General features: G+C 71.4%; 12 protein-coding genes. 8 read left to right on the top strand and 4 right to left on the bottom strand.

The features are described from left to right. Nucleotides 1-155 precede the first annotated feature (155 nt). Complete coding sequence (locus tag PUR56_RS10135; protein ID WP_329876402.1) at nt 156-617, bottom strand: indole-3-glycerol phosphate synthase; 462 nt, start codon at nt 615-617, stop codon at nt 156-158. A gap of 144 nt (nt 618-761) precedes the next feature. Beyond that, the gene (locus tag PUR56_RS10140; RefSeq protein WP_329948623.1) at nt 762-1,529 is read right to left on the bottom strand and encodes a pyrimidine reductase family protein; all 768 of its coding nucleotides are present in this window, start codon (nt 1,527-1,529) and stop codon (nt 762-764) included. A gap of 114 nt (nt 1,530-1,643) precedes the next feature. Between PUR56_RS10140 and zapE the strand changes: the two genes are divergently transcribed. From zapE to PUR56_RS10160, 4 genes are all read left to right on the top strand, one after another. After that, nucleotides 1,644-2,702: a cell division protein ZapE gene (gene zapE, locus PUR56_RS10145; RefSeq protein WP_380360198.1), complete on the top strand. Its 1,059-nt coding sequence runs from the start codon at nt 1,644-1,646 to the stop codon at nt 2,700-2,702. A gap of 115 nt (nt 2,703-2,817) precedes the next feature. Next, nucleotides 2,818-4,914 carry an excinuclease ABC subunit UvrB gene (gene uvrB / locus PUR56_RS10150; protein WP_329948624.1) on the top strand — a complete coding sequence of 699 codons (2,097 nt, stop codon included), beginning with the start codon at nt 2,818-2,820 and terminating at the stop codon, nt 4,912-4,914. A 260-nt stretch (nt 4,915-5,174) separates the two neighbouring features. Next, nucleotides 5,175-5,756, top strand: coding sequence for a TerD family protein (locus tag PUR56_RS10155; RefSeq protein WP_329876396.1), 582 nt, complete (start codon nt 5,175-5,177; stop codon nt 5,754-5,756). 263 nt (nt 5,757-6,019) lie between these two features. After that, on the top strand, nt 6,020-6,994 hold the full coding sequence (locus tag PUR56_RS10160; RefSeq protein ID WP_329948625.1) for a TerC family protein: 975 nt from the start codon (nt 6,020-6,022) through the stop codon (nt 6,992-6,994). 154 nt (nt 6,995-7,148) lie between these two features. On the opposite strand, the gene PUR56_RS10165 is transcribed toward PUR56_RS10160, so the two are convergent. Both PUR56_RS10165 and PUR56_RS10170 read right to left on the bottom strand, forming a co-directional pair. Further along, nucleotides 7,149-7,802 (bottom strand): MBL fold metallo-hydrolase, encoded by a 654-nt coding sequence (locus tag PUR56_RS10165; protein WP_329948626.1) that lies wholly within the window; start codon nt 7,800-7,802, stop codon nt 7,149-7,151. 54 nt (nt 7,803-7,856) lie between these two features. Further along, on the bottom strand, nt 7,857-8,663 hold the full coding sequence (locus PUR56_RS10170) for a maleylpyruvate isomerase family mycothiol-dependent enzyme (RefSeq protein WP_329948627.1): 807 nt from the start codon (nt 8,661-8,663) through the stop codon (nt 7,857-7,859). Between the two features lie 275 nt (nt 8,664-8,938). Here PUR56_RS10170 and uvrA point away from each other — a divergent pair, with 275 nt between their 5' ends. The 4 genes from uvrA to rapZ all read left to right on the top strand — a co-directional run bounded on the left by uvrA (nt 8,939) and on the right by rapZ (nt 15,594). Then, entirely contained in the window at nt 8,939-11,845 is a 2,907-nt protein-coding gene (gene uvrA / locus PUR56_RS10175) for an excinuclease ABC subunit UvrA (RefSeq protein WP_329948628.1), read from the top strand. 154 nt (nt 11,846-11,999) lie between these two features. After that, nucleotides 12,000-12,446, top strand: coding sequence for a Rieske (2Fe-2S) protein (locus tag PUR56_RS10180; RefSeq protein ID WP_329876385.1), 447 nt, complete (start codon nt 12,000-12,002; stop codon nt 12,444-12,446). Between the two features lie 51 nt (nt 12,447-12,497). Further along, nucleotides 12,498-14,564, top strand: coding sequence for an excinuclease ABC subunit UvrC (uvrC, locus tag PUR56_RS10185; RefSeq protein WP_329948629.1), 2,067 nt, complete (start codon nt 12,498-12,500; stop codon nt 14,562-14,564). Nucleotides 14,565-14,652: 88 nt separating this feature from the next. Next, a complete protein-coding gene (gene rapZ, locus PUR56_RS10190; RefSeq protein ID WP_380360184.1) occupies nt 14,653-15,594 on the top strand; it encodes an RNase adapter RapZ in 942 nt (313 codons plus the stop codon). Nucleotides 15,595-15,642 lie beyond the last annotated feature (48 nt).

Raw genomic sequence — 15,642 nt, forward strand, 5'->3', positions numbered from 1 at the left:
GGGCCCCTCCTGCCCGACGGCGGGCGCGGAGGGAGGGACGGGTGTGGTGGAGGGCGGGCGGCAAGGGCGAATCGTCCTCGCGGACCGGACCGCAAGGACGATTCTGCACCACCGGAGGCCCCGGCCCCTGTGCCCGAGAGCGGGCGAGGAGGGCGTCAGGAGTCGCTGGCGAACAGCCGCAGCACCGGAACGCCCACCTTGTGCCGGGCCTGGGAGGCCCAGTCGCGGTGGAAGAACTCCTCCACGAAGTGCGGCGAGGTGAGCACCACCACCTCGTCGGCCCGGTGCTCCTCGACCACGGTGCGGAGCCGGTCGAGGGGCTTCTCCTCGACCAGCTCGCCGACCGCCTCGGCGCCGGCCTGCCGCAGGTGGCGCAGGCTGTGCTCCAGCGACTCGGTGGCCACCGTCGGCTCGCTCTCGGACTCGTCGTGCTCGTGGACCACCTTGTCGAGGTGGCCGAGGGCGACGTCGTCCAGCGCCCGCAGCAGCTCGTCCTGCTTGCCGCGCGGTTGCATCAGGACGACGAAGGACACCGTCTCGTCGCTGTGGAGCGTGGTGACCAGCTCCACGTCGGCGTCGGAGAGTGCCTTTTCGATCATCAGTACCGTCTTGAACACGTGAGTCCCTTCCAGTCGCCGGCCCCCGGGCTCCGGCATCGGATCCCATACTGCCCCGGCGGAAGCTTTCCGCACCTTGCTCACCCGACAGACGGGCCACGCGGAGGGAACGTCCCAAGTGGGAGCGGGATCACTTTCCGGGGGTCACGGGGTCGGCGGACGCAGGTAACGGGTGAAGAGGAATCCTTTCTGCTCGATCAATGAGACCAGTCGCATCCGCTGCACGTCCGGCATTTCCGCATCGTGGATGATCCGCGGCGCGTCGCCGGCCGTGATCAGCGGTGCCAGCGACAGGCACAGCTCGTCGAGCAGGCCGGCGGCGGCCAGCTGTCCCAGCAGCCGCGGTCCGCCCTCGGTCAGCATCCTCGTCCAGCCCCGGTCGGCCAGGGCCGCGACCGCCGCCCGCAGGTCCACCGAGCCCCGGCCCGCGACGATCACGTCCGCCACCTCGGCCACCGCCGCGCGGCTCTCCCCGGGTGCGTCCTCGGTGGTGATCACCACCGTCCGCACCAGCGGCTCGGTGAACAGCGGCGCCGCCAGGTCCAGGCCCAGCGAGCGGGTGACGACCGCGATCGCCGGCGCCGGGGCCTGCCCGGCCGCCTGCCGCGCCCCGGCGAACTCGGCCCGGGCGAGGGCCGGCCGGTACCCCTCGGCACGGACCGTCTCGGCGCCCACCAGCACCACGTCCGACAGCGCCCGCAGCACACCGAAGATCCGCTTGTCCGCCGAACCCGAGAGCCCCTCGGAGAGCCCGTCCAGCCGGGCCCCGCCGTCCAGGCCGGCCACCATGTTGGCGCGCAGCCACGGGCGGCCGTGATTCACCTGGTCGGGGTACGCGTAGACGGCGGCGAGCGACTCCAGCGAGGCCGGATCGGCGAACTGCCCGCCCGGCGGGCTGATCAACTGATGCATGCCGCCAGTCTTCCACCGGCGCGCGCCGGCGGCCGGGGCCCGCCGCGTGTGCGGTCGGGCGTACCCTGTACTACCGTGCCAGCAGCCTCACACCCCGACTCCGTGATCGACGCCGTGATCGACCCCGAGCTGATAGCCACCACCGGCCCCGCCGGACCGGTCGCGCTCACCGACCGGCGCCCCGTCGTCCCCGCCGAGCGGCTGGTCGCCGAGATGGTGCCACCGCCGCGTTTCTCCGACGTGAGCTTCGGGACGTACCTCCCGGACCCGACGCAGCCCAGCCAGTACGAGGCCGTCCAGGTCCTGGAGCAGTTCGCCGGCACGCTCGCCGCCGGGAAGGGCTCCGCCCCGAAGCGCAGCTGGTTCCGCCGCAGTGCCCCCGTGCCCACCGGTCCGGCCGGCGTCTACCTGGACGGCGGCTACGGCGTCGGCAAGACCCACCTGCTCGCCTCGCTCTGGCACGCCGCGCCGGGCCCCAAGGCCTTCGGCACCTTCGTCGAGCTGACCAACCTGGTCGGCGCGCTCGGCTTCCAGCAGGCCGTGACCACCCTCTCCGGCCACACGCTGCTCTGCATCGACGAGTTCGAACTGGACGACCCCGGCGACACCGTGCTGGTCTCCACCCTGCTCGGCCGGCTGGTCGACAACGGCGTCAAGCTCTGCGCCACCTCCAACACCCTGCCCGAGAAGCTCGGCGAGGGCCGGTTCGCCGCCGCCGACTTCCTCCGCGAGATCCAGGGCCTGTCCGCGCACTTCCGCCCGATGCGGATCGACGGCCAGGACTACCGCCACCGCGGCCTGCCGGACGCCCCGCCGCCGTACTCCGACGCCCAGGTGGACGCCGCCGCGGCCCGCACCCCGGGCGCCTCGCTGGACGACTTCGACGCCCTGCTCGGCCACCTCTCGGCCGTCCACCCCAGCCGCTACGGCGCCCTGCTGGACGACGTGACGGCGGTCTGCCTGCGCGGCGTGCGACAGGTCGACGACCAGTCCACCGCGCTGCGCCTGGTCGTCCTCGCCGACCGGATGTACGACCGCGAGCTGCCGGTCACGGCCTCCGGGATCCCCTTCGACCGGGTCTTCCCGGAGGAGATGCTGCGCGGCGGCTACCGCAAGAAGTACCTGCGGGCCGTCTCCCGCCTGGTCGCGCTCGCCCGCGACAGCGCCCGCTAGGGCTCGTCCGACGGACGGGCTCCGGGCCCTGCCCGGGCCTTCCCGGCCTCCCCGGGCTCCCCGCGGGTTTCCCGGCCGGGGCCGCAATGTCGGTGGCGGGTCGTACGGTGGACACGTGCGACCCATCACGAGTATTGAGCGGTCAGAGACGCCCTTCGAGGTCGTCAGTCCCTACCAGCCCAACGGCGACCAGCCCGCGGCCATCGCCGAGCTGGAGCGCCGGGTCCGGGCCGGGGAGAAGGACGTCGTCCTGCTCGGCGCCACCGGTACCGGCAAGTCGGCCACCACGGCCTGGATGATCGAGAAGCTCCAGCGTCCCACCCTGGTGATGGCGCCGAACAAGACCCTGGCCGCCCAGCTCGCGAACGAGTTCCGCGAGCTGCTGCCGAACAACGCGGTCGAGTACTTCGTCTCGTACTACGACTACTACCAGCCCGAGGCGTACGTCCCGCAGACGGACACCTACATCGAGAAGGACTCCTCGATCAACGAGGAGGTCGAGCGGCTGCGCCACTCCGCCACCAACTCGCTGCTCACCCGCCGGGACGTCCTCGTGGTCGCCTCGGTCTCCTGCATCTACGGCCTCGGCACCCCGCAGGAGTACGTGGACCGGATGGTGAGGCTCAAGGTCGGCGAGGAGATCGACCGCGACGTCCTGCTCCGCCGCTTCGTCGACATCCAGTACACCCGCAACGACCTCGCCTTCACCCGCGGCACCTTCCGGGTCCGCGGCGACACCATCGAGATCTTCCCGGTCTACGAGGAGCTCGCCCTCCGGATCGAGATGTTCGGCGACGAGATCGAGGCGCTGTACACCCTGCACCCGCTCACCGGCGAGATCATCAGCCAGGACGACTCCGTCCACGTCTTCCCGGCCTCGCACTACGTCGCCGGCCCGGAGCGGATGGAGCGCGCGGTCGGCGACATCGAGAAGGAGCTGGAGGGGGCCCTCGCGCGGATGGAGAAGCAGGGCAAGCTGCTGGAGGCCCAGCGGCTGCGGATGCGCACCACGTACGACCTGGAGATGCTCCGCCAGATCGGCACCTGCTCCGGCGTCGAGAACTACTCGATGCACTTCGACGGCCGTGAGCCCGGCTCCCCGCCGAACACCCTGCTCGACTACTTCCCGGACGACTTCCTCCTGGTCATCGACGAGTCGCACGTCACCGTCCCGCAGATCGGCGCGATGTACGAGGGCGACGCCTCGCGCAAGCGCACGCTGGTCGAGCACGGGTTCCGGCTCCCGTCGGCGATGGACAACCGCCCGCTGAAGTGGGAGGAGTTCCAGAAGAGGATCGGCCAGACCGTCTACCTCTCGGCGACCCCCGGCCAGTACGAGTTGTCCCGCGGTGACGGCCAGGTCGAGCAGATCATCCGCCCGACCGGCCTGATCGACCCCGAGGTGATCGTCAAGCCCACCGAGGGCCAGATCGACGACCTGGTGCACGAGGTCCGCAAGCGGGTGGAGAAGGACGAGCGCGTCCTGGTCACCACCCTCACCAAGAAGATGTCCGAGGACCTCACCGACTACATGCTCGGCCTGGACATCCGGGTCCGGTACCTGCACAGCGACATCGACACGCTGCGCCGGGTCGAGCTGCTGCGCGAGCTGCGGGCCGGCGAGTACGACGTGCTGGTCGGCATCAACCTGCTCCGTGAGGGCCTGGACCTCCCCGAGGTCTCCCTGGTGGCGATCCTGGACGCCGACAAGGAGGGCTTCCTGCGGTCCGGCACCTCGCTGATCCAGACCATCGGCCGCGCCGCCCGCAACGTCTCCGGCCAGGTCCACATGTACGCGGACCGGATCACCCCGGCGATGGAGAAGGCCATCGACGAGACCAACCGCCGCCGCGAGGTCCAGCAGGCGTACAACAAGAAGCACGGGATCGACCCGCAGCCGCTGCGGAAGAAGATCGGCGACATCCTGGACACCCTCACCCGTGAGGAGGTCGACACCGACCAGCTGCTCTCGACCGGCTACCGCGGTGCCGGCGCCAAGGGCGCCAAGGCCCCGGTGCCGGCGCTGGGCGCCACCCGCAAGCCGGCCAAGTCCTTGCCGGCGGCCGAGCTGGCCGACCTGATCCAGTCGATGACCGAGCGGATGCACGCCGCCGCGACGGACCTCCAGTTCGAGGTCGCGGCCCGGCTGCGCGACGAGGTGAAGGAACTGAAGAAGGAGCTGCGGCAGATGCGGGAGGCCGGCATCGCGTAGCGGCCCCGCGCAGGCTCCTCGACGCCCCGCCGGGCGTGGCCGGTTCCGTTCCCGGTCGTGCCCGGCGGTGTCTAGCCCCGCCACGAAGGGGTACACGGCGATCGAAGCGTTCTGCCGCAGGGCCTAGGCTGGCCTGCGGTGCCGCCACGCGAGGGGGCGGCCGAAACAGGGGGCCTCAGCCGGGGGACGGCAACGGGGTGTTCCACCGTGGAGCCTGCGCGGGGATCGACCGCGGGGCTGGGCAGAGAGGACACATCGCCGTGTCGGTGACACTTGCCAAGGGGCAGCGGGTCAGCCTCCAGAAGGGTTCGGGCGAGACGCTGACCGTCGTCCGGATGGGCCTCGGTTGGAAGGCTGCGCCCCGGCGCGGTCTCTTCGGCAGCCGGACCAGGCAGATCGACCTGGACGCCTCGGCCCTGCTGTACGCCGAGCGGACCCCGTCGGACGTGGTGTTCTTCCAGCACCTGGAGAGCGCCGACGGCTCGGTCAGGCACACCGGGGACAACCTGGTCGGCGGAGCCGGCGCGGGGGAGGACGACGAGGCGATCCTGGTCGACCTGGCGCACGTGCCGCCGCACATCACCCAGGTGGTGTTCACGGTGAGCTCGTACACCGGGCAGACCTTCGCCGAGGTCCAGAACGCGCACTGCCGGCTGGTGGACGAGTCGACCGGGCTGGAGCTGGCCCGGTACGAGCTGACCGGCGGCGGTCCGCACACCGGGCAGGTCATGGCGAAGGTGTTCCGCGAGGAGGACGGCGGCTGGGGGATGCAGGCGATCGGCGCTCCGGCCCGCGGCCGGACCTTCCAGGACCTGCTTCCGGCCATCGAGCCGTACCTGTAGCGGCGGGCCCCGAGCGGCCCCGGCGTGGGCCCGGGAGCGGCCCGGTCCCGGGGGTCCTTTACCTTCTTTACCTTTCCTTGGGACTGCTGTTACCCTGGTTGGCAGCGGAGGGGAGTATTCCCCCGCAGTTGCCCCGTCATCACGGGCGTCCCCAGCGGCGTCCCGGGGCGCTGGTCCGCGGGCGCGCAGCAGCGCGTCCGACGGGCGGAAGAGACCTCCGGCAGTGACGATGACTGTCTCGCCTACCTGCCGGAGGAGCAGTAGTGGACGTTTCCGTAAGTTTGTGGGTCGGCACGATCGTGGTGCTTCTGGCACTGATCGTGGCCGACTTCTTCATCGGCGGTCGCAAGCCGCACGAGGTGTCGATCAAGGAAGCCGGCATCTGGACCACGGTCTGGGTCGTGCTCGCGGCACTCTTCGGTGGATTCCTCTGGTGGCACTCCGGCGCCCAGCCGGCCGGTGAGTTCTTCGCCGGGTACATCACCGAGAAGTCGCTCAGTGTCGACAACCTGTTCGTGTTCATCCTGATCATGGGCAAGTTCGCGGTGCCCCGGATCTACCAGCAGCGCGTGCTGATGTTCGGTGTGATCATCGCGCTGGTGCTCCGGGCGGTCTTCATCGCCGGTGGCGCGGCCCTGGTCGCGCAGTTCTCCTGGGTGTTCTTCATCTTCGGCGCCTTCCTGATCTGGACGGCGTGGAAGCTGATCAAGGAGGCCCGGTCCGACGAGGAGGACGAGGAGTTCGAGGAGAACCGCCTGCTCAAGTCGATCGAGCAGCGCTTCCCGTCGACCGACAAGTACCACGGCACCAAGCTCTTCATCCGGGAGAACGGCCGCCGGCTGATGACCCCGATGCTGATCGTCATGCTGGCGATCGGCACCACCGACGTCCTGTTCGCGCTGGACTCGATCCCGGCGATCTTCGGTCTGACCCAGGACCCGTACATCGTCTTCACCGCCAACGCCTTCGCCCTGATGGGTCTGCGGCAGCTGTACTTCCTGATCGGCGGGCTGCTGAAGAAGCTGGTCCACCTCTCGTACGGCCTGTCGGTGATCCTCGGCTTCATCGGCGTGAAGCTGGTGCTGCACGCGGCGCACGAGCAGGGCGCGAACGTGCCGGAGATCGGCATCCCGCTCTCGCTGGGCTTCATCGTGGTGGTGCTCGCCGTCACCACCGTGACCAGCCTGATGGCCTCGAAGAAGGCCGAGCGGGCCGAGGCGGAGAAGATCGACGCCTGAGCCCCGCCCCCCCGGCCCGGCGGGCCCGCGACCGAGCAGTGGTCGCGGGCCCGCCGTCGTCGTGCAGCCCCGCACGGGCCCCCGCACGGGCCCCCGCACGGGCCCCCGTGGGGTCCTCACGGGCCCGCGGGGGCCCGCGGGGCCCGTCGCGCGCCTACCAGCCGCGCTCGCGCCAGGCGGCCAGGTTGGGGCGCTCGGCGCCCAGGGTGGTGTCGTTGCCGTGACCGGGGTAGACCCAGGCCTCGTCCGGCAGGACGTCGAAGAGCTTCTCGTTGACGTCCCGGAACAGGCTCCGGAAGGCCTCCGGGTCGCCCCAGGTGTTGCCCACCCCGCCCGGGAAGAGGCAGTCCCCGGTGAACACGTGCGGGTGGCCCTGCGGGTCGTCGTAGACCAGCACGATCGCCCCGGGGGTGTGGCCGACCAGGTGCCGCACGGTCAGCTCGCAGTGGCCCACCCGCAGGGTGTCGCCGTCGTCCAGCGGCAGGTCGGTCGGCACCTCGACGGCCTCGGCGTCGATCCGTCCGGCGGCGGTGCGGGCGCCGGTGGCGGCGACCACCTCGGCCAGCGCGCCCCAGTGGTCGTGGTGCCGGTGCGTGGTCACCACGGTGGCCAGGTTCTCGCCGACGGTCTCCAGCAGCGTCGGCGCGTCCGCCGCCGCGTCGATCAGCAGCTGCTCGTCGGTGTCGCGGCAGCGCAGCAGGTAGGCGTTGTTGTCGTAGGGGCCGACCGCCACCTTGGTGATGATCAGGTGGGCCAGGTCGCGCACGTCCGGCGGTCCGCCGACCTTGACCGCTCCGTGGTACGTCATCCGTCCGCTCCTCGTCATGGGGGTTCTGGGATCATCCTCGCGCCGAGCGGGCCGTCAGCCCAGTGGGGGGAGCGGGGGCAGGGCGGCCCGGCCGTCGGCGAGCGGGACGCCGTCCTCGCGGACCAGCAGGCCGTCGCCGTCCGAGCGGCCGGAGAGCCAGGCGGTGAGGGTCCGGACGGGGCCCTCGACGCTGAGCCGGGCCTCCCCGTCGGCGGAGCCGATCCGGGCCCGGTCCCCGGTGTCCCCGGCCACCAGCAGGGCCGCCGGGAGGGCTGTCGGGAGGTCCCCGGAGGCCCCGGCGCCCGCGGCGGCGTCCGCGCCGGCGAGCCTGGCCGCCAGCCGCCGGAACTCGGCCGTGGCGAAGGACTCCGGCCAGTCCGCGGGGGAGTAGCCGGCGGCGAGGTCGACGTGGTGGTACTCGAGCTCCATCAGCCGCTTCCACGGGATGTCGTGGGCCGGGAAGAGGTAGCCGGAGCGGTGGCGCACCGAGGCGGCCCAGGCCTCGGCGGGCAGCAGCGCGGCGGCGGCGGCGAAGCCGGCGTGGGAGTCCCGGACGTCGTCGGCCTGGACGTCGAGCGGGCGGGGCGCGCCCTGCTCGATGCCCAGGTCGCGGGCCTCGTCGCTCGCGTACTGCGGGACGTCGGTGCCGGTCCGGGCGCCGTCGAGCAGGTTGACCAGCGAGTCGGCGTTGCGGGCGACGTGGGCCAGCACGTGGCCCCTGGTCCAGCCCGGCAGGGCCGAGGGGCCTGAGACGGCCGCGGGCTCCAGCGCGGCGAGGGTCCGCAGCAGGCGGCCGGTGGCCTCGGCGACGTCGGTGAGCCGGGCCGCGGCGAGGTCGGCGGGGTTCTGGGGGGCGGTCATGGGTCGGTGGCCTCCGGTTCGGCTGCTCCACGGCGTTGCCCACCGGCCCCGCCGCTCGTTGACGTGGTGACGCTATCGCCGTTCTCCGGCGTTGAGCAGGGGCTTTTTCCGGACCTGCGTCAAGGCTGGCAGGGTGGCGGTCACTCATTCGGGTGGACCCGGCCGGACAGGCTCGTTAATCGAACGCGTGAGCTAGTAGGCTGACTGGCGCATCCTGGAGGAAGTACACACGACTTCCACCAGCCCTCCCGCCCCGGAGAAAGGCGCCAGAAGCAGTGGCCGACCGCCTCATCGTCCGCGGTGCTCGCGAGCACAATCTCAAGAACGTCTCGCTCGACCTGCCCCGCGACTCCCTCATCGTCTTCACGGGCCTCTCCGGGTCCGGCAAGTCCTCGCTCGCCTTCGACACGATCTTCGCCGAGGGGCAGCGCCGCTACGTCGAATCGCTGTCCTCCTACGCCCGCCAGTTCCTCGGGCAGATGGACAAGCCCGACGTCGACTTCATCGAGGGCCTCTCCCCGGCCGTCTCGATCGACCAGAAGTCCACCAACCGCAACCCGCGCTCGACCGTCGGCACCATCACCGAGGTCTACGACTACCTCCGCCTGCTGTTCGCCCGGATCGGCAAGCCGCACTGCCCGCACTGCTCCCGGCCGATCGCCAAGCAGTCGCCGCAGGCCGTCGTGGACAAGGTGCTGGCGCTCGCCGAGGGCACCCGCTTCCAGGTGCTCAGCCCGGTCGTGCGGGAGCGCAAGGGCGAGTTCGTCGACCTCTTCGCCGACCTCCAGTCCAAGGGCTACGCCCGCGCCCGGGTGGACGGCGAGACGATCCAGCTCGCCGAGCCCCCGAAGCTCAAGAAGCAGGAGAAGCACACCGTCGAGGTGGTCATCGACCGCCTCACCGTCAAGGGGAGCGCCAAGCGGCGCCTGACCGACTCGGTGGAGACGGCCCTGCGGCTCTCCGGCGGCATGGTCGTGCTCGACTTCGTCGACCTCCCGGAGGACGACCCCGAGCGCGAGCGGATGTACTCCGAGCACCTCTACTGCCCGTACGACGACGTGTCGTTCGAGGAGCTGGAGCCGCGCTCGTTCTCCTTCAACTCGCCCTTCGGCGCCTGCCCGGACTGCTCCGGCCTCGGCAACCGGATGGAGGTGGACCCGGAGCTGGTCGTCCCCGACGACGAGAAGTCGCTGGACGAGGGCGCCATCCACCCGTGGTCCGGCGGCCACACCAAGGAGTACTTCCAGCGCCTGATCGACGCGCTCGCCGGCGAGCTGGGCTTCCGCACCGACCTCCCCTGGGCCGGCCTCCCGGCCCGCGCCAAGAAGGCCCTGCTGTACGGGCACAAGCACCAGGTCGAGGTCCGCTACCGCAACCGGTACGGACGCGACCGCTCGTACACCACCGGCTTCGAGGGCGCGGTGCCGTTCATCCAGCGCCGGCACACCGAGGCGGAGAGCGACTCCAGCCGCGAGCGCTTCGAGGGCTACATGCGCGAGGTGCCCTGCCCGACCTGCAAGGGGACCAGGCTCAAGCCGGTGGTGCTGGCCGTCACCGTCGAGGACCGCTCGATCGCCGACGTCTCGTCGATGTCGATCAGCGACTGCTCCGACTTCCTCGGCGCGATGAAGCTCAACGCCCGGGACAAGCAGATCGCCGAGCGCGTGCTCAAGGAGGTCAACGAGCGGCTCCGCTTCCTCGTCGACGTCGGCCTGGACTACCTCTCGCTCAACCGCGCGGCGGGCACCCTCTCCGGCGGCGAGGCCCAGCGGATCCGGCTCGCCACCCAGATCGGCTCCGGCCTGGTCGGCGTCCTCTACGTGCTGGACGAACCGTCCATCGGCCTGCACCAGCGCGACAACCACCGGCTGATCGAGACCCTCGTGCGGCTCCGCGACATCGGCAACACGCTGATCGTCGTCGAGCACGACGAGGACACCATCAAGATGGCCGACTGGGTGGTCGACATCGGCCCCGGCGCCGGCGAGCACGGCGGCAAGGTGGTCCACTCCGGCTCGCTGAAGCAGCTGCTCACCAACAAGGAGTCGCTGACCGGGCAGTACCTCTCCGGCAAGCGCTTCATCCCGATCCCGGAGGCCCGCCGCGACCGGGACAAGAAGCGCCAGCTGACCGTCCACGGCGCCCGTGAGCACAACCTCAAGGACGTCACGGTCGGCTTCCCGCTCGGCACCTTCACGGCGATCACCGGCGTCTCCGGCTCCGGCAAGTCCACCCTGGTCAACGACATCCTCTACACCCACCTCGCCCGGGAGCTGAACGGCGCCCGCACGGTCCCCGGCCGGCACACCCGGATCACCGGCACCGACCTGGTCGACAAGGTGGTCCACGTCGACCAGTCGCCGATCGGTCGCACCCCGCGCTCCAACCCGGCCACCTACACCGGCGTCTTCGACCACGTCCGGCGGCTCTTCGCGGAGACCCAGGAGGCCAAGGTCCGCGGCTACCTGCCCGGCCGGTTCTCGTTCAACGTCAAGGGCGGCCGCTGCGAGAACTGCTCCGGCGACGGCACCATCAAGATCGAGATGAACTTCCTGCCGGACGTCTACGTGCCGTGCGAGGTCTGCCACGGTGCCCGGTACAACCGGGAGACGCTGGAGGTGCACTACAAGGGCCGGTCCATCGCCGAGGTGCTGGACATGCCGATCGAGGAGGCGCTCGGCTTCTTCGAGGCCGTCCCGGCGATCGCCCGGCACCTGAGGACGCTCAATGACGTCGGCCTCGGCTACGTCCGGCTCGGCCAGTCCGCGCCGACCCTCTCCGGCGGCGAGGCGCAGCGCGTCAAGCTCGCCTCCGAGCTCCAGAAGCGCTCCACCGGCCGGACGGTCTACGTGCTCGACGAGCCGACCACCGGTCTGCACTTCGAGGACATCAGCAAGCTGATCAAGGTGCTCTCCGGGCTGGTGGACAAGGGCAACACGGTGATCGTCATCGAGCACAACCTCGATGTGATCAAGACCGCCGACTGGGTCGTCGACATGGGCCCCGAGGGCGGCTCCGGCGGCGGCACGGTGGTCGCCGAGGGCACCCCGGAGCAGATCGCGGCCGTCGCGGAGAGCCACACCGGCAAGTTCCTCCGGGACATCCTGCCGGGCGAGTTCGCCGACGCCCCGGTCGTCAAGGCCAAGGCACCGCGCAAGCGCGCCGCGGCCGCCCGGAAGTAGCCGGGCAGGAGACCCGAACCCGCCCCGGCCGCCCCCCGACGCAGGGGGAGCGGCCGGGTAAGGGTTGCATAGACTGCGCCCGGCCCGACCAGCAGCCGGGCCGCCGCGGCCACCTCGTGGCCGCGGCGACACCAGCCAGACCAGGAGCACCCTCATGCCCGAGGCCCCCGACCGCCTGCCCTCCGGCAGCCCCGCCACGTCCCGCCGCACCCTGCTCTGCGGGGCCGCGGCCGTCCTCGCCGCCGGCGGCACCCTGGCCGTCTCCGGATGCTCCTCGTCCTCCTCCGACTCCGCCGCCCCCAAGACCCCGGTGGACGTCGGCCCGGCCTCCGCCGTGCCCGTCGGCGGCGGCACCGTCTACCGCGAGAAGAAGATCGTCGTCACCCAGCCGACCGAGGGCCAGTACCGGGCGTTCAGCGCCAAGTGCACCCACGCCGGCTGCATCGTCGACCAGGTCAAGAACCAGAAGATCCAGTGCCCCTGTCACGGCAGCTTCTTCGGCATCACCGACGGCGCCGTGCTGGACGGCCCGGCCCCCACCCCGCTGCCCGCGTACACCGTGGCCGTCGAGGGCGGCAACCTCAAGGTCACCCCGAGCTGAAGCAGTTGATCTCCCCTCCGCAGGCCCGGCCCGACTCGGTACGGTGGACCCATGGCTGACCCGTCCACCTACCGCCCGTCGCCGGGCGCGATCCCCGTCTCGCCAGGCGTCTACAAGTTCCGCGACGCCCACGGGCGGGTCATCTACGTCGGCAAGGCGAAGAGCCTGCGCCCGCGGCTCTCCTCCTACTTCCAGGACCTCGCCGGGCTGCACCCGCGCACCGCGACCATGGTCACCACCGCCGCCTCGGTGGAGTGGACCGTGGTCGCCACCGAGGTCGAGGCGCTCCAGCTGGAGTACTCCTGGATCAAGGAGTTCGACCCCCGCTTCAACGTCAAGTACCGCGACGACAAGAGCTATCCGGAGCTGGCGGTCACCCTCAACGAGGAGTACCCCCGGGTCCAGGTCATGCGCGGTTCGCACAAGAAGGGCGTCCGCTACTTCGGCCCGTACGGCCACGCCTGGGCGATCCGCGAGACCGTCGACCTGCTGCTGCGCGTCTTCCCCGTCCGCACCTGCTCCAACGGCGTCTTCAAGCGCGCCCGCCAGGTTGGCCGCCCCTGCCTGCTCGGCTACATCGGCAAGTGCGCCGCCCCCTGCGTCGGCAAGGTCTCGCCCGAGGAACACCGCGCCCTGGCCGAGGACTTCTGCGACTTCATGGCCGGGCGCACCGGCAACTACCTGCGCCGCCTGGAGGGCGAGATGCAGGAGGCCGCGGTCGAGATGGAGTACGAGAAGGCGGCCCGGCTGCGCGACGACATCGGCGCGCTCAAGCGGGCGATGGAGAAGAACGCCGTCGTCCTCGCCGACGCCACCGACGCGGACCTGCTGGCCGTCGCCGAGGACGAACTGGAGGCCGCCGTCCAGATCTTCCACGTCCGCGGCGGCCGGGTCCGCGGCCAGCGCGGCTGGGTCACCGACAAGGTCGAGGACGTCGACACCGCCGGCCTGGTCGAGCACGCCCTCCAGCAGCTCTACGGCGGGACGGACGAGGACGAGCGCAGCGAGTCCGTCCCCCGCGAGGTCCTCGTCCCGGCGCTGCCCGAGCCGGTCGACCCGGTCCGCGACTGGCTGAGCGGCCTGCGCGGCAGCCAGGTCGACCTCCGGGTGCCGCAGCGCGGCGACAAGAAGGACCTGATGGCCACCGTGCAGCGCAACGCCCAACAGGCGCTCGCCCTGCACAAGACCAAGCGCGCCTCCGACCTCACCACCCGCAGCCGCGCCCTCCAGGAGATCGCCGACGCCCTGGAGCTGGACTCCGTCCCGCTGCGCATCGAGTGCTTCGACATCTCCCACCTCCAGGGCGAGGACGTGGTCGCCTCGATGGTCGTCTTCGAGGACGGCCTGGCCCGCAAGAGCGAGTACCGCCGCTTCCAGATCAAGGGCTTCGAGGGGCAGGACGACGTCCGCTCGATGCACGAGGTGATCAGCCGGCGGTTCCGCCGCTACCTCCAGGAGCGCGAGCGGACCGGCGAATGGGCCGTCCCCGAGGAGGGCCCGGACGACGAGCCCGGCGCCGCCGAGGTGCCGGGCGGTCCGGTCGACCCCGAGACGGGCCGCCCGCGCCGCTTCGCCTACCCCCCGCAGCTGATCGTCGTCGACGGCGGTCAGCCCCAGGTCGCCGCCGCCCGGCGGGCCCTGGACGAGCTCGGCATCGACGACGTCGCGCTCTGCGGCCTGGCCAAGCGCCTGGAGGAGGTCTGGCTGCCCGGCGACGACGACCCGGTCGTGCTCCCGCGCAGCAGCGAGGGCCTCTACCTGCTCCAGCGGGTCCGCGACGAGGCCCACCGCTTCGCCATCGCCTACCAGCGCGGCAAGCGTTCCAAGCGACTCACCGCCGGAGAACTGGACTCCGTCCCCGGCCTCGGCGAGACTCGCCGTCAGGCGCTGCTCAAGCACTTCGGCTCGCTGAAGAAGCTCCGGGCGGCCACCGTCGACGAACTCTGCGCAGTCCCCGGCATCGGCCGGCGGACGGCGGAGACAGTTGCGGCGGCGTTGTCGTCCCGTACACCTGCCGCACCAGCCGTGAACACGGCCACGGGCGAGATCATCGAGGACGGCGCCGACGATCCGGTGCCCGCGGCGCCCGAGACCGCACCCATCCAGGAGACGCCATGACGGCCGACGCCGCCCGTCAGCCTGCGCGCCCCGGATCACTCGCCCGAGTGGACCGGGGAAGCTTGCCCGCGCGTCGCGCGTTCTCCACATGCAGAACCACCGAGAGCGGGGAACCGAAGTGACCGTGTCCGATTACGGGGGCACCGCGCGGCCGGAGGCCGGCGGAGAGAACGCCCCGGAGCTGGTGATCATCTCCGGCATGTCCGGAGCCGGCCGCTCCACCGCGGCCAAGTGCCTGGAGGACCTGGGCTGGTTCGTGGTGGACAACCTGCCGCCGGCCCTCATCCCGACCATGGTCGACCTCGGAGCCCGCTCCCAGGGCAACGTCGCCCGGATCGGCGCCGTCGTGGACGTCCGCGGCCGGCAGTTCTTCGACGACCTGCTGACCTCCCTGGACGAACTGGAGAAGCGCGGCATCCGGCTGCGCGTGGTCTTCCTGGACTCCTCCGACGACGCACTGGTCCGTCGCTTCGAGGGCGTGCGCCGCCCGCACCCGCTCCAGGCCGACGGCCGGATCGTCGACGGCATCGCCCAGGAGCGCGACCTGCTGCGCGAGCTGCGCGGCGAGGCCGACCTGGTGATCGACACCTCCAACCTCAACGTCCACCAGCTGCGCGCCAAGCTCGACGCCCAGTTCGCCGACCACGACGAGCCCGAGCTGCGGGCCACCGTGATGTCGTTCGGCTTCAAGTACGGCCTGCCGGTCGACGCCGACCTCGTGGTGGACTGCCGCTTCCTGCCCAACCCGCACTGGGTGCCCGAGCTGCGGGCCCGTACCGGCACCGACGGGGACGTCGCCGACTACGTCTTCCAGCAGCCCGGTGCCAACGAGTTCCTCAACGGTTACGCGGAGCTGCTGCGCATCGTCACCGAGGGGTACCGGCGCGAGGGGAAGCGCTACATGACGCTTGCCGTAGGCTGCACCGGTGGCAAGCACCGCAGCGTCGCGATGTCCGAGCGCCTGACGAAACGTCTCATCTCGGACGGCGTCGAAACGGTGCTCGTCCACCGGGACATGGGACGGGAGTAGCCGCCGTACCCCCTGCCGGCCGCCGGCGGAGGCCGGCGGCGGGCAAGA

It is taken from the genome of Streptomyces sp. BE303, from assembly GCF_036290945.1.
In the GTDB taxonomy this organism is placed as follows: Bacteria; Actinomycetota; Actinomycetes; order Streptomycetales; family Streptomycetaceae; genus Kitasatospora.

Coding starts and splice junctions, on each gene's coding strand:
- uvrC (WP_329948629.1), top strand. CDS start 12,498: ATGGCTGACCCGTCCACCTACCGCCCGTCGCCGGGCGCGATCCCCGTC.
- PUR56_RS10170 (WP_329948627.1), bottom strand. CDS start 8,663: ATGACCGCCCCCCAGAACCCCGCCGACCTCGCCGCGGCCCGGCTCACC.
- PUR56_RS10180 (WP_329876385.1), top strand. CDS start 12,000: ATGCCCGAGGCCCCCGACCGCCTGCCCTCCGGCAGCCCCGCCACGTCC.
- PUR56_RS10140 (WP_329948623.1), bottom strand. CDS start 1,529: ATGCATCAGTTGATCAGCCCGCCGGGCGGGCAGTTCGCCGATCCGGCC.
- PUR56_RS10165 (WP_329948626.1), bottom strand. CDS start 7,802: ATGACGTACCACGGAGCGGTCAAGGTCGGCGGACCGCCGGACGTGCGC.
- rapZ (WP_380360184.1), top strand. CDS start 14,653: ATGCAGAACCACCGAGAGCGGGGAACCGAAGTGACCGTGTCCGATTAC.